Here is a 26,618-nt window from a genome sequence, read left to right on the forward strand (position 1 = left end):
TTACCAGGGAGGAAACCATTATGCCTAAAATGAAAACTCATAAAGGTGCTGCAAAGCGCTTTAGAAAAACTGGATCAGGTAAATTAAAGCGTGGTCGCGCTTATACTAGTCACTTGTTCGCTAACAAGTCTACTAAAGCTAAGCGTAAACTTCGCAAAGCGAAACTTGTCCACAGCGGTGATTACAAACGTATCCGCACATTGTTAACTTACAAAAAACGCTAATCATTTATAAGTGATTTAAAAATAGGAGGTTTTTAATATGCCAAGAGTAAAAGGTGGCTATGTAACACGTCGTCGTCGTAAAAAAGTTCTTAAGCTGGCTAAAGGCTATTTCGGTTCTAAACATAAATTATTTAAAGTAGCACAACAACAAGTATTCAAATCTTTAATGTACGCTTACCGTGACCGTCGTCAAAAGAAGCGTGATTTCCGTAAGCTTTGGATTACTCGTATTAATGCTGCTGCTCGTACAAACGGTCTTTCTTACAGCCGTTTAATGCACGGTCTTAAATTAGCAGGTATCGATATCAACCGTAAAATGCTTTCTGAGATCGCAATTACAGATGAAAATGCTTTTGCTGAACTAGCTTCAAAAGCAAAGGACAGCCTAAAAGCTTAAATTACTAAAAGAAAAGATCATTTCCTCATTTGACGGAGATGATCTTTTTTCATTCTGAAAGGAAAAGGGAATTAAGTTGTTAATCTTTTATTTAATCGTTTTAAATGTCGCTGCTTATTTCGTAATGAAAAAGGATAAAACATCTGCCCAAAAAGGGGAATGGCGAACTCCAGAAGCACGTCTTTGGTTACTTGCGTTCTTAGGTGGAGCACCTGGAATGTGGCTTGCGATGAAAAAGTTCAGACATAAAACAAAGCACCATACTTTTAAATATGGATTGCCTTTTTTAAGTCTCGTTATAACGGTCTTTGCAGGCTGGTTTTCATAAATACGTATTAATCTTGCTGTAAATATCGTTTGTCTTTTAAAAAGAGCCTCCAGAAAATATAAAAACCTGGAGTTAAAATTGCGAGGCCGACTACATACATAACCAATAAAGAATAGAAGGTACTTGTTGCAGTAAAAGCCTCATAAATCGTTAAATCTGGATAAACGATATATGGCAGATGTGCCATTCCATAGCCATAACTAGCAAGACCGTATTGTGTTACGGTTAATAGCAGAGTAAATCGCGGCCGTCCAATACCTGGGCGGTTTTGTTTTGGCCACCAAAGAGATACATATGCTATCAAAAAGGCTGCTAAGGATAAAATAAACCATATTTTTTGTTCTCTTAAGTTATCAACCAGCCAAGATGATTCTGGTGGCATAAACATTAAAGTGAATAGAGCAGCTATTAATGTGAGAGGCCCAAGCAAAATAACATTGCCTCGATAAAGCTTGTATGCCTCTTCATTACTGGATACTCGTGAGTAGTCAGCTAAAAAAAGTGATGACAAGTATAATTCAGAAGTCAGACCAAACAAGACATAAAGATACAGAGTGGGGCTAGAAAATAATTTTCCTAGCAGCAAGGTTTGATTGGAGACATCTCCTGCAATAAAACCGCCTTGTGAGATGGGCAAAACGGCGATGAGCAATGAGGGTATCAATACCCCTGATACGCCTGAGATCATAAACATCGTCTTGCGATAGCCTTGAACTGAATAGGAGAAAACCATAAAAGCACTACGTATAGCCAAGAAAAACAGGATGAGCGAAACAGGAACGAGCATTACTGTTCCGAGTGTATAAGCACCTTTTGGAAAGAAACCGACAAATGCAACCACAAGAAGAACGAGGAAAGTATTTGTTAACTCCCATGTAGGGGAGAGAAATCGATTTGCAACCTTACCGGCCATTGTTTCATGATTATTGTATACCATCGCCCAAAAACCTGACCCGAAATCAATAGAACCAAAAATACTATAGATAAAAATAAAGGTCCACATGATTAATATCGCAATTACTTCTTCGCTCATTCTTCATTCCTCCTTTCTAACCATAAACTTTATCCATATCTTTTGATACAGGATTTCTTTTAAAATAAGCCGTTAATATTAGAATCGTTAAAACACTCAGAACTGCATACAAAAGTAAAAATAGCAGGAAGAGCATTCCGAGATTTTCGTTTTTAGTAGCAGCTTCTGCGGTCGTTTGAACTCTGTAAATGGTCCATGGCTGTCTGCCGCTGCAGCTGAACACCCAGCCAAATTCAATTCCGAGCATTGATAATGGTCCTGATAAGACTAAGCTCCATAGCATCCATTTCGGAAATGCTTTGTTCTTTTTCTTAATTAAGAACCACCAGTAAAGCAAAACGATCCCAGCGAGTCCTAGTAACAAGGTTCCGATTCCGACCATCAAGTTAAATAATGTATGAACATAATAAGGTGGCCATGTCTCACGAGGAAATTCGTAAAGACCTTTAACTTCTGTATCAAATCTTCCTCCAGCTAACCAGCTGAGTGCCCATGGGATTTCGATGCCATATTTCACTTCTTCTGTTTTGGGATCCGTGAATCCACCGATTGCTAGTGGTGCATATCGCTGTGTATCAAATAAACCTTCTGCAGCGGCTAATTTCTCAGGAGAATGTTCATGCAGAATTTGAGCAGAATGGTGTCCTGAAACAACAGAAATAAAACTCATAGTAAACGCAACAATCAGTGACATGAACAAGCTTTTTAAATGATAAGCTTTTTCCTTATCAGAACGCTTTTTTAATAGTTTAAAAGCCGCCACTGAAGCAACGGCAAATGCACCTGTCATATAAGCAGTAATGGCGACATGGAACGCTGATGATACAAAACTAGGATTAAAGAATGCATCCCATGGCTGAACATCATAGATCGTCCCGTCAGGCTTAATTTTGAAACCATCGGGTGTGTTCATCCACGTGTTAACTGCTGTTATTAAAATCGCAGATGCAACGGCACCGAATGCAACGAAAAATACAGAAATAAGCCTGAAATAAGGTGGGAGTCTGTCTGCAGCATATACATAAATGGACATAAAAAGAGCTTCAAGAAAGAATGCAAAGATTTCAATCTGAAATGGCAGCGATATAACTTTCCCTACAATCTCCATAAATCCTGGCCAAAGAAGAGATAACTGCACTCCAACAATGGTTCCTGATGGTATAGCCACACCTAACAAAACGGCAAAAGCTTTCGTCCACCTCTTTGCCATGATGGCATAATCTTTATCCCCTTTTATTTGATGAATAATTTCAGCAATTACGATCATTAAAGGAATTCCAACACCCAGAGTTGCAAAAATGATATGAAAACCTAGTGATGTACCGAAAAAAGATCTAGCTAGTATAACCGTATCCATCTGTAATCCTCCTTCAAACCGGAAAACGAAAAGTATCAATCTATCTATAAGATGGCATTAAGAAGTGCTTATTATTCGCGTATTAATTTGTCATATACGGCTCGTCTGCTGTCATATGCTGACTTTAAAGGGGGGTGTGAAGTGTTAAAGGATACAAGTATGTTTATAGAAGTTTTGAAGTTTAGCGGAATATTTGCCCCTTGTGTTTTTATTATGCTTCAGGCATTCAGGCAATTTTTATTTTTACCGGTAGGTTTAATCTGTTTAACGGGAGGATTATTATTCGGAGCAGTTGCCGGTACACTTTATTCAGTCATTGGAATTACGCTATCTAGTGTTCTATTTTATTGGGGTATGAAGGGTATGCCAAAGCTGATGGGGAAAATAAAGAAACTTCAAAAGAAATGGATCGGTAAAAGAATGCCCTTTTCAGTTGGACAGATTGCAATACTAAAAATGGTTCCTTTTATGCACTTTCATCTGTTAAGTCTTTGTTTAATTGATATTTCATCAAATTTTAAAGAATATACAAAAGCGAGCATCATTTCAAATATTCCTTTAGCTGTCATTTATTCGTCTTTTGGATCAGTCATACTGTCTCTCTCTCTAATAACCTCGGTCGTGCTGCTGATAGCCTTATCTGTTCTTTTTTATCTATTAAGAAGAAAAGAACTGATTATTAAGTGGAGCGATTTTTTTGAGGAAGAAAATAAATCAGAAACCAAAAGCATGTCTGCTTAAGGCGTGCTTTTATAATTTAGATTGTTTGCTTCTTGATAGTGGTTGATTTCCGCTGCAGGATGCTCGCTTTCCGCGGGGCGCGCGGTGAGCCCACTCGTCGCCATGCGACATTGAATGGTCTCACCTGTCTCGCTGATCCCGCAGGAGTCTCGCACCTTACACTCCAATCAACTTGTCAATGATGAGAAAGATTACGATCCAAAAGCAGCAATTTTTTAGAAAACAGCCTAATTTTCTAAAATACGTTATAATAGCTTAGGTATGAAAGGCAGGGGAATAAAAGTGAACATTCAAAGACTGTTTTCAATGCAAAAGGAACTAAATAACCGGATTGTTAAAGAACATCAACTTAACAATGAAGATTTATATGAAAAAAGACGATTAGCATTCCTTGTTGAACTGGGAGAGCTTGCAAATGAAACAAGATGTTTTAAGTATTGGAGTACAAAATCGCCATCTCTAAAAGAGACCATTTTAGAAGAATATGTTGATGGCTTGCATTTTGTATTATCAATAGGGATTGATTTGGAAATTACTGATATTCAGCTGCCAGATGAGGTAAAACTGCAAACAAAAATGGACAATATAGAATTGACGGACGTTTTTTTATCTTTATATCAAGCGGGATCCAAAAAGCTGTCTATAAATGAGTTTGTATTATTTTTTGAGGATTTCATGGGGCTAGGTTCAAAGCTTAAGTTTAGTTATGAGGAGATTGAAGCGGCATACCTTGAAAAAAATCTTGTAAATCATGAGCGTCAAAATTCTGGATATTAATAAAATAAAACCCGGAGAACCGGGTTTTATTTTAAACCATTAGATAAAGTGGTTAAGATTTCTTCTTTTTTTTGCTCGTCTGAATTTTTCCAGATTACTTCAAAAAGGACACCAAGACCAGGTAGCATTTTTTCTTCTCCGCTTTCGATCGCATCTACAATTGTATCCTGCAGCTGTTCTTTATTATTTCCTGTAACGTTATGCAATACTGCTTTTCTTAAATCAAGATTCATTGGATAAGCACCTCTATTAATTTTTTTCTTTTTTTATTGTGTACGTTTTGTACTTATTTTATGAATGAATAATAAATATTTTATGATTTAAAGGAGTTAATTCAATATGAAGTACATTGAATCCGAATCAAATCCATCCATTAAACAGTGGAAAAAATTACATACTAAAAAAGAGAGGGAGAAAACAGGGACATTTTTATTGGAAGGACCCCATCTTGTAGAGGAAGCCATATCTTCTGGAGCAAAGTTAGTGCATATTATTATTGAAGAGAACTTTGAAATACAAGAAGATTGGTTAAAAGAAAAATTTATTTTATGGTCAGTTTCTTCAAAATTAATGAAAATGCTATCTGAAACAGAGAAACCTCAAGGGATTATTGCTGTTTGTGAAATGCAGCCAGAACCTGATGAATTGTTAAAAGAAAATGGTCGTTATTTATTTGTTGATGGCGTCCAAGATCCAGGTAATCTTGGGACAATTATTCGCACCGCAGATAGTGCTGGTTTGAATGGTGTTATTTTGGGTGAAGGTACCGCCGATCTTTATAATGGGAAAACAGTTCGTTCTACACAAGGGTCTCTCTTTCATTTGCCAATTGTAAAAAGAGATCTCCAAACCGCTTTATATGAATGTAAATCGTTAAATATTCCAGTGTATTCGACATCACTCCAAAATGCGGTTGATATGAGAGAAGTTCCAGAGTCGGATGGATTTGCTTTAATTGTAGGTAATGAGGGTGCAGGTGTTCAGCAATCACTGCAGAATGAATCAACGATGAATGTCAAAATACCGATTTTCGGTAAGGCCGAATCTTTGAACGTCTCAGTAGCTACAGGTATTCTTCTTTATGAACTTCAACGTAAAAGATAACCTTTTTCGGGCAATATACGTGAGATGCGTTGCAATTTCTAATTTTTATCATATATAATGGAACAAGACCAAATGAAAATAAAATAATAACGTTGATGGAGAATAGTAAATAAACAACCGCCAATTAGGGAGGAAATGTCCAGGACTGCAAGCATTTCTTTGGTAGGGGTTATCGAATTCACTCCTGAGTTGTCACCTGAAAAATACGAGTAGGGCTGACCGGTGAAGAGCCGTTACTTTAATGAAGTGAACAGTGTTTTTAATCATTGTTAAATTGGGTGGTACCGCGAACTCCTCGTCCCTTATTGGATGAGGAGTTTTTTATATTTAAAGGAGGGGTTGTAAGGTGAAAGAACGTTTAGAAGCCTTAAAATTGGAAGCAATCGGAAAAATACAAGAAAGCCATGATCTTAAAGACCTGCAAGCTGTTAAAATATCTTACTTAGGGAAAAAAGGTCCCATTACTGAAGTGTTAAAAGGAATGGGGAAATTATCAGCAGAAGAAAGACCTGTTATTGGGGCTTATGCAAATGAAGTAAGAGACAGTATTCAGCTTGAAATAGATAAAAAGCAAGCCACTCTAGAAGAAGCTGCGATTTCCGAAAAATTAGCGAAAGAAATGCTGGATGTAACATTGCCTGGAAGACCGGTGAAACATGGGAATGCTCATCCCCTTACATCAGTAGTTACTGAAATTGAAGATTTATTTTTAAGCATGGGCTTTACGATTGCAGAAGGTCCTGAAGTAGAAACAGATTACTATAACTTTGAGGCGCTTAATTTACCGAAAAACCATCCTGCCCGTGATATGCAAGATTCGTTCTTCATTACAGAAGATATCTTGCTTCGAACACAAACATCACCTGTGCAGGCGAGAACAATGGAAATGCACGAAGGAACAGGACCGGTAAAAATTATTTCTCCTGGTAAAGTGTATCGACGTGATAATGATGATGCGACACATTCTCATCAATTTATGCAAATTGAAGGTTTAGTCGTTGACCGTAATGTTCGTCTTAGCGACTTAAAAGGAGTTCTAGAAACATTTGCTAAGAAAATGTTTGGTGAAGATCGCAAAATCAGATTACGCCCAAGCTTTTTCCCTTTTACAGAGCCGTCCGTTGAAATGGATATTTCTTGCTTTAAGTGCAGTGGAAAAGGCTGTTCAATTTGTAAGCAAACAGGCTGGATTGAAATTTTAGGAGCAGGTATGGTACATCCAAACGTCCTTGAAATGGCAGGTTTCGATTCTAAAGAATATACAGGCTTTGCATTTGGTATGGGTCCAGAGCGTATCGCGATGCTTAAGTACGGAATAGATGATATCCGTCATTTTTATGCGAATGATATCCGGTTCTTAAAACAATTCAAAAATGTGTAAACGGGGGAGGATTTAAATTGTTAGTATCTTATAACTGGCTAAAAGAATATGTAAATGTAGAAATTAGTCCTGCAGATTTAGCAGATAAAATAACGAAAAGCGGTATTGAAGTTGAAGTTGTTGAAGCATTAAACAAAGGGGTTAGCGGAGTTGTTGTAGGGCATGTCCTTGAATGCATTCAGCATCCAAATGCTGATAAACTGAGAGTATGCAAAGTGGATATCGGACAAGAAGAAGTTTCACAAATCGTTTGTGGAGCACCAAACGTTGCTGAAGGACAAAGAGTTGCAGTAGCTGTTCCTGGTGCTGTTCTTCCAGGAAACTTTAAAATTAAAAAAGCAAAGCTGCGTGGGGAAGAGTCATTAGGTATGATCTGCTCTCTGCAGGAATTGGGTATCGACACAAAACTTGTAGCAAAAGAATATTCCAGTGGAATCTTTGTAATGCCGTCTGATGCTGTACCTGGAAGTGATGCGCTCGAATATTTAAATCTTCATGACCATGTTCTAGAGCTTGGACTAACACCGAATCGAGCGGATTGTTTAAATATGTTGGGTGTAGCCTATGAAGTGGCAGCTATTTTAAATCAAGAAGTGAAAACACCTAGTCAATCAATAACAAATTCTGAAAATAAGGCTGAAGATTTTATTTCAGTCAGTATCGAATCGTATGAAGATAATCCTTATTACGGAGCGATGATTATTCGTGATGTAAAAATCGGTCCTTCTCCGATATGGATGCAAAATCGTCTGATGGCTTCAGGAATACGTCCAATTAATAACGTTGTGGATATTACGAACTTTGTCCTGCTAGAATATGGTCAGCCATTGCATGCATTTGATTATAACCGTCTAGGTTCTGAAGAAATCGTTGTACGCCGTGCAAAATCAGAGGAAACGATTCAAACGCTGGATAATCAGAATCGAACATTAAAAGATACACATCTTGTTATAACAAATGGTAAAGAACCGATCGCAGTTGCTGGTGTTATGGGCGGTGCAACAAGTGAAGTTCAAGCTGATACAACAAACATCTTGTTAGAAGCAGCTTATTTTGCTTCTAGCCGTGTAAGAACAGCGTCGAAAGATCTTGGGTTAAGAAGTGAAGCGAGCTCTAGATATGAAAAAGGAATTGATCGAAACCGTGTATTTGCAGCTGCGATGAGAGCAGCAAGCTTAATGTCTGAAATTGCTGGCGGAAAAGTAGCAGAGGGAATTGTTGAAGCAGGGAAGCGTGAAGTAAGTACGTACTCTGTAAAAATGTCTGTTTCTAGAATGAATAACTTGCTTGGTACGTTGATTACAGTAGAACAAACTGCAGCGATTTTTGATCGATTAGGTTTCTCTTATAAAACAGACAACGATGAATTTGATGTAATTATTCCTTCAAGAAGACCTGATATTACGATAGAAGCAGATTTAATCGAAGAAGTTGGAAGAATTTACGGTTATGATCGTATTCCTACGACTTTCCTTTTAACTGAAGCACGTCCAGGCGGATTATCTGAAAGTCAGGCTAAAAGACGTAATATCCGTAAATATTTTGAAGGGGCAGGTTTATTCCAAGCGGTAACTTATGCTTTAACAACTCCTGATAAATCAAGAAAGTTTTCATTTAGCGGACAAAAAGTTTATCCGATTTCTGTTGCTCATCCAATGAGTGAAGAACGCAGTACATTGCGAATGAGTTTGTTACCTCAGCTCCTCGAAGTGGTTCAATATAACCGCAATCGTTCGATGGAAGATCTTGCAGTTTATGAAATGGGCTCAGTTTTTGTTAATCGCCAAGAATCGTTAACAGAGTTGCCTGAAGAGTATGTATTTGTTTCGGGTGCGATTACTGGGTTGTTTAATGAACATTTATGGCAAGGTGAGAAAAGAGCATCCGATTTCTTCTTACTGAAGGGAATTCTAGAAGGATTAATGACCGAGTTGAATCTTTCTGAGCGTATCACATATGAAGCAGGTCAAATTGAAAATATGCATCCTGGACGAACAGCAGTTGTAAAACTTGATGGTATTCCAGTTGGATTCTTAGGACAGCTGCATCCAGCAATTCAAAAAGAATTGGATATGAAAGATACGTTTGTGTTTGAACTGAATGCCTCTATTTTAATTGATGCAAAGACAGATCAAACCGTTTATCAAACATTGCCGCGCTATCCTTCTATTACACGTGACATAGCATTAGTAGTAGATAAAGAGCTGCCATCAGGTGATCTATTTACCGTAATCCAAGCAGCTGGCGGTGAATTGTTAAAAGAAGTAAATCTTTTTGATTTATATGAAGGTGAAAGAATGGAAGAAGGGAAAAAATCCCTTGCTTTCTCTCTAAAATACTTTGATCCAGAACGTACATTAACTGATGAAGAAGTTGTTGCAGCGCATGATCGTGTTCTTAAAAGCTTAGAGGAACGATTCGGTGCTCAGTTAAGAAAATAATAAAAAAAGAACTGGTCCACCAAGGTGAGATTTAACCTTGAGGACCAGTTCTTTTTTATTTGCTGTTTTCGTAAACTATGTTGTTTTTGAATGAGGAGTCTTGAAGTCAAAAAGCACCTTATTAGCCCATCTCCCCTTTTCCTTGTCGGGGCTGTATAAACCGTTTTCGCTTTCATAATTCCCACTCATCTTGTAGGACAAGGAAAGCAACGGCAGCAATACATCGCACGAAGAAAATGTAATTTTCATTTTCGAGGAGTCTTGCTCTTCCTTTCCTATTAATTGTTCAAAGAAGAACACTCTTTAGAAAGGCTTTTTTTTAAAAGATTGCTACTTCTAGTGCATTTTTGTAATTTGACAACAATGGCAAGTTGATTGGAGTGCAAGGTGCGAGACTCCTGCGGGACAGGCGGGCAGGTGAGACACTTAAAAGTGAAACGTCCGAATGTGGCTCACCGCCTGCCCCGCGAAAAGCGAGCATCCTGGAACGGAGATCAACTTCTTCAATGACAGCAAAAATGCGGTAACAGCTTTAGTTGTGGCTGCCGTAATTACTTTGAGAAGTATAGCCGGCAGCAACTGCCTCTTGATCACTTTTCAAAGAAGTGCCAGTGTTATAATGCTTCAAACTGTTATCTTCATGTTCTGGATCATTTGTATTAATAGAATTTCCCGCAAGTTCTCCTCCTGCTTCTTTAACTTTTGTACTGATATTGCTAAGGTCGCCTTTTGCTTCCTTAAAAGTTGATATTGCCTCACTAGAAACTTCTTTTAGCACATTGATATTTCCAAAAGTGCTGTTCACCCGCTGGTAAAGGTCCTGAGCTTCTTCAATTGCTTCTTTTAATGTGTTGGAGGCATTTTTGAACTGGCTAATCATCTGATCTTTAACCTCATTTGGATTTTCCTTGACTTCCGTTAACATCTTACTCGAAGTATCCTTCAATCCAACTGCTGTATGTTTCACTTTAGATCTCGTGTTACGATCGATCAAAGCTAAGGCTCCTCCAACAAGGCCACCAATAATAATTCCTTTTAGCAGCATGCTGTTTTGCTCATTTTGATATCCTGTATGTCCAGTTACAGATTCACTCATAATGAAACCTCCTCTATTAAAATGTACTGTAACTAGGAAATTCCCTTTCAATTGAAAATTAAACGTTGTATGGTTCTATTCGAATATGAATGCTAAAGGATAACAAAAAAGAAGCATGATTCTAAATGGCGTTTTCAAGTGCCTTTAGATCATTGCTTCATAAAATACTAAAGTCTCTTTTTCTTTAACAGATTCAGTGCTTTTTGCGTGTTTGCAAAATGCTTTTTTGTAAGAGTATTTAAAATTTTTTCACCATGCTTTTCAATTAATTCAGCAGCTTTAACGTCTACATGCGTGCCAGCGCCTTTAGGAAGAACCGTATTAAATTGAGAACCGAGTTCATCCATTTCTTTTAAAAAACTATATCTGGCTAAAATGGATGCTGCAGCTACGGATAGATGAATGGATTCCCCTTTTGTTGAAAAATATAATCCTTCTTTTAACAAGTTTTGTTCATTCTTCAAATAGTTAAAATAAACCCCTGGTTCACAAAATTGATCAATCAAGATTCCATCTAGCTTCTTACCTTCGATTTTTTCTTTTACATTTTGGAGAGCACGATTATGAAGAATTGCTTTAATTTTTCCTTGCGTCATGCCTTTTTGCTGTAGTGCATTGTATTTCTCGTTCGGAAGCACTAGTAAACTATATGGAATTGTATGAATAAGCTCCTTTGCAATCTGCACAATTTGTTTGTCATTTAGATTTTTTGAATCTTTTACTCCCAATTCTTTTACGAGCTCCAGCTGTTCAGAAGATACATAAGCAGCAACAACTGTCATTGGTCCAAAATAATCGCCAGTTCCTACTTCATCACTTCCTATTATCGATAATGCTGCTATATTCGGAGGCGGTGCATATCCGTGCACGGGTTTAGATGCCGTCTTTTTTTCTTTCGATGGTGCGAGCTTCCCGGCATAATTTTGTGAGGCTTCTTCAGCGCGTTTTCCTTGAAATAGAACTTTTCCAGATTGATAGGCAGTAATCGTACATTCGGTTATCTTCGCAGTAAAAATTGCACCAGGAGGCGTCTTATCTTGTATAGAAGATGATAGCTCATTCTTCATGGCTAAAATCTCACTATTCGTCATCTTTTTAACTACATGAGCCATTAAGTAATCCCCTTTATGCGATTTTTTCCAATATTATCAAAAAAATCGACGAGTTTAGACAGAAACGTTTTCAAGTATGTCATATATTTGTTAAGATAAAGAATAGAGTAATCATCAGCGATGCATAGATCCTTTTTGATAAGGAGGTTTTTTCGTGGCGGAAGACAAAAATAAAAACCGTACAACGGTCGAGATCTATGGACAGCGGTATGTAATAGCAGGGACCGAAACTTCCAGCCATATTCATTTAGTAGCTGATAAGGTAGATTTGAAAATGAGAGAGATTCAAGCTCATAATCGGTTTCTTGATACAAAACAGCTTGCTGTTCTTACAGCAGTAAATACAATGAGTGAATATTTAAAGATTAAAGAAGAGCTAAAAAAATTGCAACAAAAGATTGGAAAAGAGGAAAGTTAATATGCTTGATTTTATTTTATTCATTATTTTATTATTTGGGTTTTTAATTGGATTAAAGCGTGGTTTTATTATGCAGCTTGTACATTTAATCGGGTTTGTTGCTGCATATATTGTTGCTTATCTTTATTATGACGATCTTGCACCAAAACTGGAGCTTTGGATTCCATATCCGTCATCAAATAATGGTTCTGTGTCCTTTTTATTAAACAGTATCTCACTTGAACAAGCTTATTATAATGCGATAGCATTTGCTATTTTGTTTTTCGCAACAAAAATTATCCTGCAGATTCTTGGATCAATGCTGGATTTCTTAGCACATCTTCCATTGCTTCATACTGTTAATCGGTGGCTTGGCGGTTTATTAGGATTTATTGAAATCTACCTCATTGTTTTTATTTTGCTTTATGTTGCAACACTAGTGCCGATCGGAAATTTCCAAACTTATTATGAAAATTCATGGATTGCACAGGGAATGGTTAAAAACACACCGGTATTTTCAGAGGCTGTAAAGGAAATGTGGATGAAACATATGGCGTAAAACTTCTCCATTTCTGGGGAAGTTTTTGCTTTATCTGGTATTTAAGGTTCACTAGGAGAGGAAGGTCATAATGACAAATAAAAAAGAAATTGTCCGCACTCTTGAACAAATTGCTCTTTATTTTGAAATACTTGGTGAGAATTCATTTAAAGTTTCAGCATATCGAAAAGCAGCGAATGCTTTAGAAAGTGATGAACGAACGATGGAGGAAATTGACGATGTATCCAAGCTTAAAGGTATTGGCAAGGGAACAGCATCTGTTATTTCAGAAATGATGGAAAAAGGGAAGTCTGACTTATTAATTGAACTTCAGGAAAAAGTACCTTCAGAACTTATTACTTTATTAAAAGTTCCAAACCTTGGCGGAAAAAAGATTGCGAAACTTTATCAAGAGTTAGGCGTAACCAATGTTGAGTCATTAAAAGAAGTCTGTAATTCAGGTAAAGTGAGAGGACTTCCCGGCTTTGGAGCGAAGACTGAAGAAAAAATTCTTGCTTCTTTAGAAGACTTAGGAAAACGTCCGGAAAGACTTCCAATTGCTTATATGCTTCCGATTGCTGAGAAAATAGAAGATCAAATAGAAAAGATGAGTTATGTTGAAAAATATTCAAGAGCAGGGAGTCTTAGAAGATATAGAGAAACAATAAAAGATCTTGATTTTATCATCTCTACAAAAAATCCTGCTAAAGTAAAAGAACAATTATTAAGTTTAGAGGGAATTACAGATATAATTGCAAGTGGTGATACAAAAGTTTCTCTTGTGATCGGCGAGGTAGAGGTATCTGTCGATTTTAGAATAGTAGAACCGAAGCATTTTGCGACGACACTTCATCACTTTACGGGGTCTATGGAGCATAACGTAAAAATGCGTCAGCTGGCAAAAGCCAGGGGTGAAAAAATAAGCGAATATGGAGTAGAAAATGTAGAAACAGGCGAAGTGAAAACTTTCGTATCTGAAGAAGATTTTTATCACTATTTCGGATTAAATTGGATACCGCCTGAGGCAAGAGAAACAGGTGATGAAATCGAACTTTTGAAGGGCAGCTACGATTTTATAGAGCTATCTGATATAAAGGGTGATCTTCATATGCATTCTACTTGGAGTGACGGCGCATTTTCTATTGAAGAAATGGCCGAAGAAGCTCGGAATCGCGGGTATCGATATATGGCGATTACTGACCACTCCCAGTATTTAAGAGTCGCAAATGGACTCACGCCAGATCGAATACGAATGCAGCGAAAAGAAATTGACCGTTTGAATAAACAATACAATGATTTTAAAATTTTAGCAGGAATCGAAATGGATATTCTGCCGGATGGAACACTCGATTATGATGACGAACTGCTTGAAGAACTGGACTTTGTTATAGCGAGTATTCATTCTGCTTTTTCTCAAAGTCAGAGTAAGATTATGGAACGTTTAACAACAGCTCTGAAACATAATAAGGTAGCATTGATCGCTCATCCTACTGGCCGCTTAATCGGGCGGCGTGAAGGATATAATGTTGACGTTGACCTATTATTGAATCTCGCAAAAGAAACAGGAACTGCAGTTGAACTGAATGCCAATCCAAACCGTCTGGATCTTGCTGCAGAATGGCTGCGGAAAGCTCAGGAATATGGCGTGAAAATTGCGATAAACACAGATGCACATTACAAAGAAACGATGAAACATATGGAGATTGGGGCAGCGGTAGCGCGAAAAGGGTTTATTAAAAAGGAGTCAGTGCTGAATGCGATGACTTTAGATGAATTGGAAACCTACTTAAACCGTAAAAAATAGCCTAATATCCTCGAATCAGGGGGAATAAATATGCAAGATAAATTGTTACGAGTTTTGGAATTGAAAAAAGTCATTGAAAGACTGAAAAAGCATGCAAGCAGTTCACTAGGTACAAATAAAATTAATAACCTTACTCCTTCAGTAACTTTAGATGAGGTAAACTTTGCCCATGAGGCGACAGATGAAGGTGTCAAAGTACTGCGATTAAAAGGACAGGTTCCATTTGGCGGGATTTTTGACGTTCGTTCTAATGTTAAACGATCCCAAATCGGAAGCTTGCTTAACGAGGAAGATCTGCTGGATATCGCTTCTACCATATATGGCGGCAGACGTTTTAAACGCTTTATTGAAGGACTTGTTGAAGATGGTATTGAACTGACGATTTTAAAACGTACCGCGGAAGTAATAATTCCTTTAAATGACATCGAGCAATCGATAAAAAGCTGTATTGATGACCACGGTCACATGATGGATAGTGCAAGTAATGAATTAAGATTGATTCGTCAGCAGCTTAGAACATTTGAAGCTAGAGTAAGAGAAAAGCTTGAATCGATCGTTCGTTCTTCAAGTTATCAAAAAATGCTGTCTGATACGATTATTACGATTCGAAATGACAGATTTGTTATTCCAGTTAAACAAGAGTACAGAGGTAATTTTGGCGGGATGATACACGATCAGTCTGCAAGTGGAGCGACTCTTTTTATCGAACCGCAATCTGTCGTTGCGATCAACAACCAAGTGAAAGATACTAAAGCAAAAGAAGCTCGCGAAATCGAGAAAATTTTAAGAGAATTGACAATGCAAGTTGCCGAAAATGCAGAAGATATCCTTTTGAACGTGGAGGAGCTTGCAGAAGTTGATTTCATTTTGGCAAAAGCAAGATTTGCGAATGAATTAAAAGCTACAAGACCAATTATGAATGATCATGGATTTATTTCACTAAAAGAGGCAAGACACCCATTATTAGACCAAAATTCAGTTGTTCCAATCAGTGTAATGCTGGGCGGGGAATATCAGTCTTTAGTAATAACGGGTCCAAATACTGGTGGGAAAACTGTAACGCTAAAAACGATCGGTCTTTTGACGTTGATGGCTCAATGCGGGTTGCAAATTCCAGCTCGAGAAGAATCAGAAATGGCTGTGTTCCAATCAATTTTTGCAGATATTGGAGATGAACAATCGATTGAGCAGTCTTTGAGTACTTTTTCTTCACACATGGTGAACATCGTTGATATTTTGAACAATATGGATCATGAATCACTCGTGCTCTTTGATGAACTTGGTGCGGGTACTGACCCGCAGGAAGGTGCAGCACTTGCGATTTCCATTCTTGATTTTGTGTTTGCAAGAGGAGCACGTGTTGTGGCAACAACTCATTATAGTGAATTAAAAGCATATGCCTATAACCGTGAAGGAGTAATGAATGCTTCTGTAGAATTCGATGTGCAGACATTACGTCCAACATATAGATTGCTAGTTGGTGTGCCGGGTCGAAGTAATGCATTTGAAATTTCAAAACGATTAGGACTACGTCAGGATATCATTGATGCAGCCCGCGAACAAATCAGTGAAGATGAAAACAAGATTGATAATATGATACGCTCGCTTGAAGACAATCGGAAGGAAGCCGAAAAAGAAATGGAACAGGCTCATCTGATGAGAAAAGAAGCAGAGGCTATTAAAACAGATCTTGAAAGGGAACTGGAACTTTATCAAAATGAAAAAGAACGTTTGTACTTGAAAGCAAAAGAAGAAGCGGAAGAAGCTGTAATAAAGGCACGTGAAACCGCAGAAGAAATCATCCATGAAATACGCGAGCTGCAAAAATCAGGCGGTCAAATCAAAGAACACAAACTGATTGAAGCGAAGAAGAGATTAGAAGAGGCTGTACCTAAATCACAGTCAAAGAAAAAGCAGCAAAAAGCAGCTTCCACAAAAGCAGAGTATATGCCTGGAGATGAAGTAAGGGTGCTTACTGTGGGTCAAAAAGGACACATTGTAGAAAAGGTAAGCAATAATGAATACCAAGTACAGATTGGTATTTTAAAAATGAATGTAAAAGAACGAGATTTAGAATGGATCAAACAAACAAAACCAAAAGCCGAGCCTCGATCTTTTGTTAAAGTTACAGGTTCAAATGATAACTTCCGTCCTGAGCTTGATCTGAGAGGGAAGAGGTATGAAGATGCCATGCTGGAGGTAGACCGGTATTTGGATGAAGCAATGTTAGCTGGTTTTAATCAAGTATATATTATCCATGGTAAAGGAACAGGTGCTCTTAGAAAAGGTGTACAAGAACTTTTGAAAACCCATCGGAATGTGAAGTCAACCAGAATGGGTGAAGCTGGTGAAGGCGGAGGCGGAGTTACAGTGGCAGTACTAAAATAAGTTAAGCTTACTTGAATGGAGAAAAAGGAGCTGCACAAACAATGGATTTTATGGGAAATGCCTTTTTAAAAACAGCTGCAAATTACAGTGTTGTCGTGCTTTGTTTAGTTGTGTTTTTAGCCATTTTTGAGCTTGTAACACGTTATAAAAATTGGGTAGAAATAAAAAACGGGAACTTTTCTGTGGCTATGGCAACTGGCGGGAAAATTTTTGGAATTGCAAACATTTTTCGTTATTCTATTGGCCAGAATGACTCAATAGTTACAATGATCACTTGGGGAGTTTTTGGTTTTGTATTACTTCTTATCGGTTATTTCATCTTTGAATTTTTAACTCCAAAATTTCAAATAGATAAGGAAATAGAAAATGATAATAAAGCTGTTGGTTTTATTTCGATGATTATTTCAATAGGTCTTTCTTTTGTCATCGGAGAAGGCATCGAATAGTTGAAGGGATATAAATATGGATACGTTATTTAAAGTCTTATTTGTTCTAAGCGGTGTATTTATTGCTGCCGGGATGATTTATTTATTGTTTTTTACGTAACAAAGAACCAGATTCCAAAAAAGGGATCTGGTTTTTTTAGGCAGTAATTTTACGGATTATTTTAAATTTTTCAAAAAGTATATAATTATGTATACGTTTTCAATATAATAGGATTATATATAGAATTTTTGAAGGTAAGCGTGAATAAGGAGGAGATGCAAGTGGAAAGAAGGTGGCTTAACAGTTACCCAAACGAAATTCCAGGACATCTTGATTATGACAGCAAACCTTTATTCGCGTATTTAGAATCAGCAGCAGTAGAGAAAAAAGATCAAACTGCTGTGCATTTTTTAGGTAAAACATTAACATTTGGCGAACTGTATGAAAGCAGTTTACGGTTTGCTGACGCTCTCTCCAAAATGGGAGTGAAAAAAGGTGACAGAGTTGCAATTATGCTTCCAAATTGTCCTCAAGGGGTAATTGCGTACTACGGCACTTTATTTTTAGGCGGTATCGTTGTTCAGACCAATCCATTATATACGGAAAGGGAGCTCCATCATCAGCTGGCTGATAGCGGGGCTAAAGTGATTGTTGGTCTGGATCTGCTGTTTGGCAGAATTTCTTCAGTTCGAAATGAGACCGCTTTAGAACACGTCATTATGACTTCAGTTAAGGATTATTTGCCTTTTCCGAAAAATCTTTTATACCCATTCATACAGAAAAGACAAAATCCTAATGTTGTAGTAGATATCACTTACAACCATGAAGTCCATTCATTTACTGAGCTGCTAAAACATTCATCTCCAAATTACCCTAGTGTGGATATCAATCCTGAGGAAGATCTTGCATTATTGCAATATACTGGCGGGACTACGGGACCTGCAAAAGGTGTAATGCTAACTCATCAAAATCTTGTCGTAAATGCATTACAATGCAATGCATGGATGTATAAGAACCGTGATGGAAAAGAGAAGATTTTGGGAGCCCTGCCGTTTTTCCATGTCTATGGCATGACATGTGTAATGAACCTTGGAATCATTACAAAAGCACAAATGATTATCTTGCCGAAGTTTGATCCCAAACAAGTTTTAAAGACGATTCATAAAGAACGTCCAACTTTATTTCCGGGTGCACCAACTATGTACATTGCCCTATTGAATCATCCGGATTTAAAAAAATATGATTTATCTTCTATTCAGGCTTGTATCAGTGGTTCAGCAGCACTTCCATCAGAAGTTCAAGAAAAGTTCCAGGCAATTATATCTGGGACTCTCGTAGAAGGTTATGGACTTACTGAAGCTTCACCCGTTACACATGCCAATTTGATTTATGGTGAACAAATCAAAGGCAGTATCGGGCTTCCGTGGCCGAATACAGAAGCAGGAATCATTTCTTCAGAAGCCGGCGAATGGGCTGAACCTGGAGAAATTGGGGAATTGGCTGTTCGTGGTCCGCAGGTTATGAAAGGGTATTGGAACCAGCCTGAAGAAACGGCAGCTGTGTTTCATGATGATTGGCTCATAACCGGTGACGTTGGGTACATGGATGAAAAAGGATATTTTTACATTGTTGACCGTAAAAAAGACCTTATCATTGCCGGCGGTTTTAATATTTATCCCCGTGAAGTGGAAGAAGTGCTTTATGAGCACGAAAAAGTGAAAGAAGTTGTTGTCGTAGGAGTTCCAGATCCATACCGCGGTGAGACTGTAAAAGCTTTTATTGTTCTAAAAGACGGTGCAGAGTGTTCTGAAGAAGAATTAAACAAATATTGCCGTGAACACCTTGCATCATTCAAAGTTCCTAGACTGTATGAATTCCGGAAAGATTTACCTAAAACGATTGTAGGGAAAATACTTCGCCGGGTATTACTGGAAGAGGAGAAACAAAAAGCTGAACAAAATGCCTGAACTTAATCACAAAAAACCGCCATTGAGCGGTTTTTTGTTTGACGATTTTTGTTTATAATGGCGCTTTGATCGACATTTTTACCGTCGGTTGTTTTCACAAAAACAAAGTCTTCTGTATTATGGATATTATTAGATTTGAAAAGTCGCATATCAACAATTTTTCTAGGCAAATGTAATTCTAACTACATTTAACTTGTCAATTACGTTAGAATAATGACATAATAAAATTGACAGAAAAGAAAGATTTGTTTTACAATTATGAATGAACAATCATTCATTTTCTGTAAGTGAGATTGTGCTATACACAAATGAGGCGATAGTTATGAAACGTAAAGGTCCAAAATACGAAAAAATTATTGATGCTGCCGTTAATGTAATTGCTGAACATGGTTATCATCAATCTCAAGTTTCCAAAATTGCAAAAGAAGCCGGCGTAGCAGACGGCACGATTTATCTGTATTTTAAAAATAAGGAAGATCTGCTTGTTTCTGTTTTTAATGAGAAGATGGGGACCTTTATTGAAAAAACAGAAAATGAGCTGAAAGGGAAAGATACGGCGATCGAAAAGCTAAGAACACTCGTCGAAATGCATTTTAAGCAGTTAACTGCAGATTATGAGCTATCGATCGTGACTCAACTGGAATTGCGTCAAACAAATAGACAGCTTCGTGCTAAAATTGGTGAAGTATTAAAAAGGTACTTAAACTTAATTGATACGATATTAAACGATGGCATGCAAGAAGGTGTGTTTGTTCCTGAAATTGACATTCGGCTCGCAAGGCAAATGATTTTTGGAACTATCGATGAAACTGCTACTAACTGGGTGATGAATGATCACCGATATGATTTACCTGCTCTTGCTGATGCTATACACCAAATGCTTGTCAATGGTTTATCAGTAAAGATGCCGAATTCAAATTAAGTTTTAGTTAGAGGAGGCTAGGTAAAGTGGATTTTTTGCAAGTGAACAAAAAAGGAAAAATAGCAACGATTAAATTAAATCGTGCACCTGCAAACGCTCTTTCAACTGGTGTAATTCGTGAAATAGATCAAGCACTGGACCAGATTGAATCAGATATTGAAGTAAAAGCCGTTGTCATTCTCGGTGATGGCCGTTTCTTTTCAGCCGGTGCTGATATAAAAGAATTTACAGAAGTTCAGGACGAAGAAGGATTTGCTAAATTGGGTAAGAAGGGCCAAGATGTTTTTAACCGAATCGAGCAATTTTCAAAACCGGTAATTGCAGCAATACATGGAGCTGCTTTAGGCGGCGGACTTGAACTCGCAATGAGCTGTCATATCAGACTTGTTGCCGATGACGCGAAACTTGGACTGCCAGAGCTGACATTAGGATTAATTCCTGGGTTTGCAGGTACTCAAAGACTCCCTCAGCTCGTTGGTGTGCCAAAAGCTTGTGAGATGCTGCTTTCAAGTAAGCCTGTAACAGGTCAAGAAGCCGTAGCTCTTGGTTTGGCAAACGAAGCTTACTCTGCTGAAGAACTTTTTGAAAAGGCTTACAAATTGGCAGAAAGTTTTACAGATAAAAGTGCTGTATCTATTAAATATACGCTTGAGCTGCTTCAATACGCACGAGCAGGACTTTATGAAAAAGGTTCTGTAAAAGAACAAGAACTGTTTGGTAAAGCCTTTAAAAGCCACGATGGACAAGAAGGAATCCAAGCATTTATTGAAAAAAGAAAACCTGAATTTCAGGATAGATAATATTAGGAGGGGTAAACCATGAATATTTTTGTTATATTAAAACGCACTTTTGATACTGAAGAAAAGATCTCTGTTTCCAATAATAAGATTTCAGAAGATAGTGCTGAATTCATCATAAATCCATATGACGAATATGCAATTGAAGAAGCAATTACTTTAAAAGATGCACATGGCGGGACAGTTACAGTTGTAACAGTAGGCGATGAGGATTCTGAAAAAGAATTGCGTACAGCTTTGGCTATGGGAGCTGATCAAGCAGTACTAATTTCTAATGAAGATCTTGATTCACAGGATCAATTTTCAACTTCATCTATTTTAGCAACATATTTTAAAGACAAAGAATATGACATTATCTTAGGTGGTAATGTTGCTATTGATAATGGTACAGGGCAAGTGGGTCCTCGTCTAGCTGAGTTGCTTGATATTCCGCATGTAACAACGATTACGAAAATTGAAGTAAACGGAACAACAGTAAATATTGAACGTGATGTTGAGGGAGATTTAGAAAAAATAGAAACATCTCTTCCACTATTGGTGACTGCTCAGCAAGGTTTGAACGAACCTCGTTATCCGTCTCTTCCAGGAATCATGAAAGCGAAGAAAAAGCCGCTTGAGTCATTAGACCTTGATGACCTGGATATTGATGAAGATGACGTGGAAGCCAAAACAAAAACGGTAGAAATCTATCTTCCTCCTAAAAAGGAAGCAGGAAAAATTTTATCCGGCGAAACAGCTGACCAAGTAAAAGAACTTGTATCCCTATTAAGAACCGAAGCAAAGGTAATATAAGGAGGAGACATCATGGCAAAAAAAGTTTTAGTACTAGCTGAATCACGTGACGGCGCACTTCGTAATGTTTCATTTGAAGCGATAGCGGCAGGGAAAGAAATTTCTGGAGGAGGAGAAGTGTTCGCAGTATTGTGCGGTGACTCCGTTCAAAACTTAGGTAATGAACTCATCCATTACGGAGCAGACCGTGTGCTGGTTGCTGAAAATGAAAAGCTGTCAAATTATACGACAGATGGTTACTTTCAAGCGTTAAAGCAAGTGATAGATGAAGAAAAACCTGAAGCGATTGTATTTGGTCATACATCACTAGGTAAAGATCTTTCACCTCGACTTGCTGCTCGTTTAGAGTCTGGCTTGATTTCGGATGTAACAGGTCTTGAGCAGGCTGGTGAAAATACAGTGTTCACACGCCCTGTATATTCTGGTAAGGCTTTTGAAAAGAAAGTGATTACTGATGGTCTTGTATTTGTGACAATTCGTCCAAATAACATTACACCGTTAGAAAAAAATGAATCTCGTACTGGTGAAATTAAATCGGTTTCTGTAGATATTAAAGATTTGCGTACGATTGTTAAAGAGGTTGTTCGTAAAGCATCTACTGGTGTAGATCTTTCAGAGGCAAAAATTGTGGTTGCAGGCGGACGAGGAGTAAAATCAACAGATGGGTTTAAACCTCTTCAAGAACTCGCTGATGTTCTTGGAGCTGCAGTAGGCGCTTCTCGTGGAGCATGTGATGCTGATTATTGTGATTATTCTTTGCAGATTGGTCAAACGGGTAAAGTCGTAACACCTGATTTGTACATTGCTTGCGGCATATCGGGAGCGATTCAGCATTTAGCAGGTATGTCCAACTCTAAAGTTATTGTTGCCATCAACAAGGATCCTGAAGCGAGTATTTTTTCCGTAGCAGATTACGGGATTGTAGGAGATTTGTTTGAGGTTGTTCCATTGCTCACTGAAGAATTTAAGAAAGTTTTAGTATAAAATAAATAAGAAAGGAGGCGTCCTCAAGTTTGGGCGTCTTCTTTAATTTAGGGTATTTTCTAATGGCTCTTTTCTAAAAGAATGTAACTTTTTGCTCATATGTTCATTCTCTCCACTGACTAGTTGATTAAAGCGCAAGGTGCGAGACTCCTGCGGAAAGCGATCACGATGGAGCGAACTACTTCTAAGAACAACAATGGTTATGGAATTTCAGCCTTATTATTATAATTACAGACTAATATTTAACGTTTTACTGTTAACATAATATAATTATAGATAATAGATAAAGAAAAAGGGGATATGGTTTTGACTACGATAGGGTTTATTCGCCACGGTGAAACGGATTGGAATATCGAAAAGAGAGCTCAAGGTTGTATTGATATTCCTCTAAATGACCAAGGAAAACAACAGGCTTTTGCTGTTGCAGAAAGATGCAAAAATGAAAATTGGGATATTATTTATACAAGTCCATTATCACGAGCATTCCATACAGCGAATGCAATAGCAGAACAAACAGGATTGTCTTTAATAATTGATGAGAGACTTCGAGAGATTTCATTTGGTGATACAGAAGGCACTACAGAAGCTGAACGAGTAGAAAAATGGGGCGAAGAGTGGAAGACACTTGAATTAGGAAGAGAGAAAAATGAAGAAGCAGATACACGCTGGAAAGCAGCTTTAAAAGAAATCGTTCAGAATCATCCTGATCAAAAAGTGCTGATTGTTTCTCATGGCGCTTTACTTGTAAGGATCTTTAAACATTTGCTGCAGGATCAAACTGACAAATGGTATGGTTTAAATAATACTTCTTTTTCTAAGTTCAGAGTTCAAAATGAAGATTGGTTTTGTGAATTATTCAATTGTAATAAACACTTAAATGAGAGACTTACTACTTAACGTTTGTTACGTTTCGAACTTGGGTACTATATTGGTGAGCAAACAATTGGCAACAGTATTATTTATGGTGATATACTTTGTTTACACTTGTTAATATCAAAGGAGGGCCAAATAAATGGCTATTGTAAATGCATCAGATCAAACATTTAATACAGAAACAAACGAAGGTTTAGTACTTGCTGACTTTTGGGCACCATGGTGCGGACCTTGTAAAATGATTGCTCCAGTTCTTGAGGAACTTGATCAAGAAGTTGAAGAAGTAAAAGTTGTAAAACTCGATGTTGATGAAAACCAAGAAACAGCTGGTAAATATGGAGTTATGAGTATTCCGACATTATTAGTTTTCAAAGATGGGCAAGTAGTTGACCAAGTTGTTGGTTTCCAGCCAAAAGAAGCTTTAGTCGAATTGCTTAACAAACATAAATAAGTAGAATGAAAAGCCCGGGCTCCCCGGGCTTTTTTATGTCATTTTTAAATGGGGAATTCGATAATACATATCAAAAGAAAAAATTGTTGATTCTTTTTAACCCAGTATTTGTTTAGAGCTTGCATAGTGTTCATTCATACTGACAACATGATATGATAAATAAAAGTATTATTAGCAGAGGGGAATGTAATATGACCTCCATCAAGCAAAAACTGATGCTGCTCCCGGATCAGCCAGGTTGTTATTTGATGAAAAACGAATTCGGTAAAGTTATTTATGTAGGAAAAGCAAAGGTATTAAAAAATCGTGTAAAATCATATTTTTCTGGATCACATGATGGAAAAACACAGCGATTAGTCAGCGAGATTAAAGATTTCGAATACATCGTTACTTCATCAGAGATGGAAGCTCTTGTATTAGAGATGAACTTAATCAAAAAGCATGATCCTCGATATAACGTAATGCTTAAAGATGATAAGAGTTATCCTTATTTAAAAGTAACCTCTGAGAAGCAGCCCCGGTTACTATATACACGCAAAGTAAAAAAAGATGGCGGCAAATACTTTGGACCTTTTGTAAATGCCTATGCGGCTCAAGAAACAAAAAAGCTTCTTGATCGAATTTTTCCTCTTCGAAAATGTGATACGATGCCAAAAAGAGTTTGCTTATATTATCATATTGGTCAATGTTTAGGTCCATGTGTTTATGATATTACACCTGAACAAAACAAAGAGATGGTCAATGAGATCGTGAAATTTTTAAGCGGCGGTTACCAAGAAGTGAAGAATGAGCTATCTGAAAAAATGCTAGAGGCCTCAGAAGCACTGAATTTCGAACGGGCAAAAGAGCTTCGTGATCAAATCCGCCATATTGAAGCAGTGATGGAAAAACAAAAAATGATGACAGCAGACCTTGTGGACCGAGATGTTTTTGGATATCACTTTGATAAAGGATGGATGTGTGTTCAAGTATTTTTTATCCGTCAGGGCAAGGTGATTGCAAGAGATATTTCTGTTTTTCCTTTTTACGGAGAAGCGCATGAAGATTTACTTACATTTATCGGTCAGTTTTATTTGCAGAAGAATCATTTACTGCCTAGAGAAATCTTATTGCCGCAGCCTGTAGACGCTAATCTTATTCAGCAGCTTTTAAATGTAAGAGTTTTGCAGCCTAAAAAGGGACAGAAGAAGGAACTCGTTGAATTAGCAACTAAAAATGCAACGCTGGCACTTAATGAAAAGTTTGCATTAATTGAACACGACGAGGCTAGAACAGTTAAAGCAGTTGAAAATCTTGGAGAGAAAATGGGGATTGCTCCTCCATATCGAATAGAAGCTTTCGATAACTCGAATATTCACGGAACTGATCCTGTTTCAGCGATGGTTGTGTTTATTGACGGAAAACCATATAAAAAAGAATATCGAAAGTATAAAATTAAAACAGTCGAAGGTCCTGATGACTATGCATCTATGAAAGAAGTAGTCAGAAGGAGATATTCAAGACTTCTAAAAGAAGAAGGGGAACTTCCGAGTTTAATACTTATTGATGGTGGAAAAGGACAAATCGCCGCTGCTCAGGACGTATTGGAGAACGAATTGAATTTGTTCATACCGGTAGCGGGTCTATCAAAGGACGAAAAACACCGAACTTCACAGTTATGGTTGGGTGATCCGCCGCAAATGATTCATCTATCTAGAAATAGCCAGGAGTTTTATTTACTTCAGAGAATTCAAGATGAAGTACACCGATTTGCTATCACATTTCATAGAAAAGTACGATCGAAAAGTATGTTCGAATCTTCCTTAGATGGTATTGCGGGTATTGGTGATAAACGTAAAAAATTACTTCTTCGTCATTTTGGATCCTTTAAGAAAATGAAAGAGGCTACAGTTGAAGAAATCCAGGAAGCCGGAATTCCAAGGGCAGTTGCTGAAGAAATTTCCAAGACACTCCAGTCAAATGAGTAGTTGCAGGACTACGTTAACTTTGTTAAAATAAACCCAACTTTATAAATATGCCATGCTTCAATAGAAGTGATGGTAGAGGAGCAAAAACCAATAGTAGACCATCTGAAGAGAAGAAGCTCTTTTGAGGGTGGAGGAAAGGGGATTTTTGCCGAAGTGTAATTGGACTTCTTACCTTTTATGCTGGACCTGTATTGAATAAATACAGGGCTGTCACACAAGTCCCCCCAGGATTTGTGTGGAGAACTATCTCACTAGGGGAAACAAACTTGGCTTGCTACGGATACAGCAACAATAGGGTTTTTTCCTTATTGTTGCTTTTTT

The 26,618-nt window shown here is 37.6% G+C and carries 26 protein-coding genes, 1 riboswitch and 1 other annotated feature; of the genes, 21 read left to right on the forward strand and 5 right to left on the reverse strand.

Going from position 1 to position 26,618, the window contains the following annotated elements; all coding sequences use genetic code 11:
- Positions 1–20 precede the first annotated feature (20 nt).
- From rpmI to RGB74_RS05865, 3 genes are all read left to right on the forward strand, one after another.
- Positions 21–224, forward strand: coding sequence for a 50S ribosomal protein L35 (gene rpmI / locus RGB74_RS05855; protein ID WP_310259485.1), 204 nt, complete (start codon positions 21–23; stop codon positions 222–224).
- Positions 225–261: 37 nt separating this feature from the next.
- Entirely contained in the window at positions 262–621 is a 360-nt protein-coding gene (rplT, locus tag RGB74_RS05860; protein WP_310762060.1) for a 50S ribosomal protein L20, read from the forward strand.
- A 76-nt stretch (positions 622–697) separates the two neighbouring features.
- On the forward strand, positions 698–949 hold the full coding sequence (locus tag RGB74_RS05865; RefSeq protein WP_310762061.1) for a DUF1294 domain-containing protein: 252 nt from the start codon (positions 698–700) through the stop codon (positions 947–949).
- Between the two features lie 7 nt (positions 950–956).
- On the opposite strand, the gene RGB74_RS05870 is transcribed toward RGB74_RS05865, so the two are convergent.
- Together RGB74_RS05870 and RGB74_RS05875 are read right to left on the reverse strand one after the other, a co-directional pair.
- A complete protein-coding gene (locus tag RGB74_RS05870; protein WP_310762062.1) occupies positions 957–1,982 on the reverse strand; it encodes a cytochrome d ubiquinol oxidase subunit II in 1,026 nt (341 codons plus the stop codon).
- 16 nt (positions 1,983–1,998) lie between these two features.
- Positions 1,999–3,339 (reverse strand): cytochrome ubiquinol oxidase subunit I, encoded by a 1,341-nt coding sequence (locus tag RGB74_RS05875; RefSeq protein ID WP_310762063.1) that lies wholly within the window; start codon positions 3,337–3,339, stop codon positions 1,999–2,001.
- A 141-nt stretch (positions 3,340–3,480) separates the two neighbouring features.
- Here RGB74_RS05875 and RGB74_RS05880 point away from each other — a divergent pair, with 141 nt between their 5' ends.
- Together RGB74_RS05880 and RGB74_RS05885 are read left to right on the forward strand one after the other, a co-directional pair.
- Entirely contained in the window at positions 3,481–4,080 is a 600-nt protein-coding gene (locus tag RGB74_RS05880; protein WP_310762064.1) for a TVP38/TMEM64 family protein, read from the forward strand.
- 282 nt (positions 4,081–4,362) lie between these two features.
- Positions 4,363–4,857 carry a dUTP diphosphatase gene (locus tag RGB74_RS05885; RefSeq protein WP_310762065.1) on the forward strand — a complete coding sequence of 165 codons (495 nt, stop codon included), beginning with the start codon at positions 4,363–4,365 and terminating at the stop codon, positions 4,855–4,857.
- A gap of 26 nt (positions 4,858–4,883) precedes the next feature.
- On the opposite strand, the gene sspI is transcribed toward RGB74_RS05885, so the two are convergent.
- Positions 4,884–5,090, reverse strand: a complete 207-nt coding sequence (gene sspI / locus RGB74_RS05890; protein ID WP_066291537.1) for a small acid-soluble spore protein SspI — start codon at positions 5,088–5,090, stop codon at positions 4,884–4,886.
- Positions 5,091–5,196: 106 nt separating this feature from the next.
- Here sspI and RGB74_RS05895 point away from each other — a divergent pair, with 106 nt between their 5' ends.
- From RGB74_RS05895 to pheT, 3 genes are all read left to right on the forward strand, one after another.
- Positions 5,197–5,961 carry a TrmH family RNA methyltransferase gene (locus RGB74_RS05895; protein WP_310762066.1) on the forward strand — a complete coding sequence of 255 codons (765 nt, stop codon included), beginning with the start codon at positions 5,197–5,199 and terminating at the stop codon, positions 5,959–5,961.
- 83 nt (positions 5,962–6,044) lie between these two features.
- Positions 6,045–6,267, forward strand: a binding site (T-box leader).
- Between the two features lie 40 nt (positions 6,268–6,307).
- Complete coding sequence (gene pheS / locus RGB74_RS05900) at positions 6,308–7,342, forward strand: phenylalanine--tRNA ligase subunit alpha (RefSeq protein WP_310762067.1); 1,035 nt, start codon at positions 6,308–6,310, stop codon at positions 7,340–7,342.
- 17 nt (positions 7,343–7,359) lie between these two features.
- Entirely contained in the window at positions 7,360–9,783 is a 2,424-nt protein-coding gene (gene pheT / locus RGB74_RS05905) for a phenylalanine--tRNA ligase subunit beta (RefSeq protein ID WP_310762068.1), read from the forward strand.
- Positions 9,784–10,315: 532 nt separating this feature from the next.
- Here pheT and RGB74_RS05910 read toward each other — a convergent pair.
- Together RGB74_RS05910 and rnhC are read right to left on the reverse strand one after the other, a co-directional pair.
- Positions 10,316–10,879, reverse strand: a complete 564-nt coding sequence (locus RGB74_RS05910) for a YtxH domain-containing protein (RefSeq protein WP_310762069.1) — start codon at positions 10,877–10,879, stop codon at positions 10,316–10,318.
- A gap of 167 nt (positions 10,880–11,046) precedes the next feature.
- Positions 11,047–11,991: a ribonuclease HIII gene (gene rnhC, locus RGB74_RS05915; protein ID WP_310762070.1), complete on the reverse strand. Its 945-nt coding sequence runs from the start codon at positions 11,989–11,991 to the stop codon at positions 11,047–11,049.
- Positions 11,992–12,145: 154 nt separating this feature from the next.
- Here rnhC and zapA point away from each other — a divergent pair, with 154 nt between their 5' ends.
- The 13 genes from zapA (at position 12,146) to uvrC (ending at position 26,297) form a co-directional block, all read left to right on the forward strand.
- Entirely contained in the window at positions 12,146–12,409 is a 264-nt protein-coding gene (gene zapA / locus RGB74_RS05920; RefSeq protein ID WP_310762071.1) for a cell division protein ZapA, read from the forward strand.
- A 1-nt stretch (position 12,410) separates the two neighbouring features.
- Positions 12,411–12,947: a CvpA family protein gene (locus RGB74_RS05925; RefSeq protein WP_310762073.1), complete on the forward strand. Its 537-nt coding sequence runs from the start codon at positions 12,411–12,413 to the stop codon at positions 12,945–12,947.
- Positions 12,948–13,017: 70 nt separating this feature from the next.
- The gene (gene polX / locus RGB74_RS05930) at positions 13,018–14,730 is read left to right on the forward strand and encodes a DNA polymerase/3'-5' exonuclease PolX (protein ID WP_310762074.1); all 1,713 of its coding nucleotides are present in this window, start codon (positions 13,018–13,020) and stop codon (positions 14,728–14,730) included.
- Between the two features lie 30 nt (positions 14,731–14,760).
- On the forward strand, positions 14,761–17,118 hold the full coding sequence (locus tag RGB74_RS05935) for an endonuclease MutS2 (RefSeq protein WP_310762075.1): 2,358 nt from the start codon (positions 14,761–14,763) through the stop codon (positions 17,116–17,118).
- Positions 17,119–17,159: 41 nt separating this feature from the next.
- On the forward strand, positions 17,160–17,564 hold the full coding sequence (locus RGB74_RS05940; protein WP_310762804.1) for a DUF350 domain-containing protein: 405 nt from the start codon (positions 17,160–17,162) through the stop codon (positions 17,562–17,564).
- Between the two features lie 255 nt (positions 17,565–17,819).
- Positions 17,820–19,511 carry an AMP-binding protein gene (locus RGB74_RS05945; protein ID WP_310762805.1) on the forward strand — a complete coding sequence of 564 codons (1,692 nt, stop codon included), beginning with the start codon at positions 17,820–17,822 and terminating at the stop codon, positions 19,509–19,511.
- A gap of 322 nt (positions 19,512–19,833) precedes the next feature.
- Complete coding sequence (locus tag RGB74_RS05950; RefSeq protein ID WP_310762076.1) at positions 19,834–20,433, forward strand: fatty acid metabolism transcriptional regulator FadR; 600 nt, start codon at positions 19,834–19,836, stop codon at positions 20,431–20,433.
- A 26-nt stretch (positions 20,434–20,459) separates the two neighbouring features.
- On the forward strand, positions 20,460–21,233 hold the full coding sequence (locus tag RGB74_RS05955; RefSeq protein ID WP_310762077.1) for an enoyl-CoA hydratase: 774 nt from the start codon (positions 20,460–20,462) through the stop codon (positions 21,231–21,233).
- An 18-nt stretch (positions 21,234–21,251) separates the two neighbouring features.
- On the forward strand, positions 21,252–22,022 hold the full coding sequence (locus RGB74_RS05960) for an electron transfer flavoprotein subunit beta/FixA family protein (RefSeq protein WP_310762078.1): 771 nt from the start codon (positions 21,252–21,254) through the stop codon (positions 22,020–22,022).
- Positions 22,023–22,034: 12 nt separating this feature from the next.
- Positions 22,035–23,006 carry an electron transfer flavoprotein subunit alpha/FixB family protein gene (locus RGB74_RS05965; protein WP_310762079.1) on the forward strand — a complete coding sequence of 324 codons (972 nt, stop codon included), beginning with the start codon at positions 22,035–22,037 and terminating at the stop codon, positions 23,004–23,006.
- Between the two features lie 306 nt (positions 23,007–23,312).
- Entirely contained in the window at positions 23,313–23,903 is a 591-nt protein-coding gene (locus RGB74_RS05970) for a histidine phosphatase family protein (protein ID WP_310762080.1), read from the forward strand.
- Between the two features lie 115 nt (positions 23,904–24,018).
- Entirely contained in the window at positions 24,019–24,330 is a 312-nt protein-coding gene (trxA, locus tag RGB74_RS05975) for a thioredoxin (protein WP_251311340.1), read from the forward strand.
- A 191-nt stretch (positions 24,331–24,521) separates the two neighbouring features.
- Positions 24,522–26,297, forward strand: coding sequence for an excinuclease ABC subunit UvrC (uvrC, locus tag RGB74_RS05980; RefSeq protein ID WP_310762081.1), 1,776 nt, complete (start codon positions 24,522–24,524; stop codon positions 26,295–26,297).
- A 65-nt stretch (positions 26,298–26,362) separates the two neighbouring features.
- Positions 26,363–26,551, forward strand: a riboswitch (Lysine riboswitch).
- The last annotated feature ends 67 nt before the right edge of the window (positions 26,552–26,618 follow it).

It is taken from the genome of Bacillus sp. NEB1478, from assembly GCF_031582965.1.
Taxonomy (GTDB): Bacteria; Bacillota; Bacilli; order Bacillales; family Fictibacillaceae; genus Fictibacillus.

Excerpts from the sequence above, each read along its gene's own strand:
- rpmI (WP_310259485.1), top strand. The coding sequence starts at position 21 with ATGCCTAAAATGAAAACTCATAAAGGTGCTGCAAAGCGCTTTAGAAAA.
- rplT (WP_310762060.1), top strand. The coding sequence starts at position 262 with ATGCCAAGAGTAAAAGGTGGCTATGTAACACGTCGTCGTCGTAAAAAA.
- RGB74_RS05870 (WP_310762062.1), bottom strand. The coding sequence starts at position 1,982 with ATGAGCGAAGAAGTAATTGCGATATTAATCATGTGGACCTTTATTTTT.
- RGB74_RS05875 (WP_310762063.1), bottom strand. The coding sequence starts at position 3,339 with ATGGATACGGTTATACTAGCTAGATCTTTTTTCGGTACATCACTAGGT.
- sspI (WP_066291537.1), bottom strand. The coding sequence starts at position 5,090 with ATGAATCTTGATTTAAGAAAAGCAGTATTGCATAACGTTACAGGAAAT.
- RGB74_RS05895 (WP_310762066.1), top strand. The coding sequence starts at position 5,197 with ATGAAGTACATTGAATCCGAATCAAATCCATCCATTAAACAGTGGAAA.
- RGB74_RS05910 (WP_310762069.1), bottom strand. The coding sequence starts at position 10,879 with ATGAGTGAATCTGTAACTGGACATACAGGATATCAAAATGAGCAAAAC.
- rnhC (WP_310762070.1), bottom strand. The coding sequence starts at position 11,991 with ATGGCTCATGTAGTTAAAAAGATGACGAATAGTGAGATTTTAGCCATG.
- RGB74_RS05925 (WP_310762073.1), top strand. The coding sequence starts at position 12,411 with ATGCTTGATTTTATTTTATTCATTATTTTATTATTTGGGTTTTTAATT.
- polX (WP_310762074.1), top strand. The coding sequence starts at position 13,018 with ATGACAAATAAAAAAGAAATTGTCCGCACTCTTGAACAAATTGCTCTT.
- RGB74_RS05935 (WP_310762075.1), top strand. The coding sequence starts at position 14,761 with ATGCAAGATAAATTGTTACGAGTTTTGGAATTGAAAAAAGTCATTGAA.
- RGB74_RS05940 (WP_310762804.1), top strand. The coding sequence starts at position 17,160 with ATGGATTTTATGGGAAATGCCTTTTTAAAAACAGCTGCAAATTACAGT.
- RGB74_RS05945 (WP_310762805.1), top strand. The coding sequence starts at position 17,820 with ATGCAAGTGGAAAGAAGGTGGCTTAACAGTTACCCAAACGAAATTCCA.
- RGB74_RS05950 (WP_310762076.1), top strand. The coding sequence starts at position 19,834 with ATGAAACGTAAAGGTCCAAAATACGAAAAAATTATTGATGCTGCCGTT.
- RGB74_RS05960 (WP_310762078.1), top strand. The coding sequence starts at position 21,252 with ATGAATATTTTTGTTATATTAAAACGCACTTTTGATACTGAAGAAAAG.
- RGB74_RS05965 (WP_310762079.1), top strand. The coding sequence starts at position 22,035 with ATGGCAAAAAAAGTTTTAGTACTAGCTGAATCACGTGACGGCGCACTT.
- trxA (WP_251311340.1), top strand. The coding sequence starts at position 24,019 with ATGGCTATTGTAAATGCATCAGATCAAACATTTAATACAGAAACAAAC.
- uvrC (WP_310762081.1), top strand. The coding sequence starts at position 24,522 with ATGACCTCCATCAAGCAAAAACTGATGCTGCTCCCGGATCAGCCAGGT.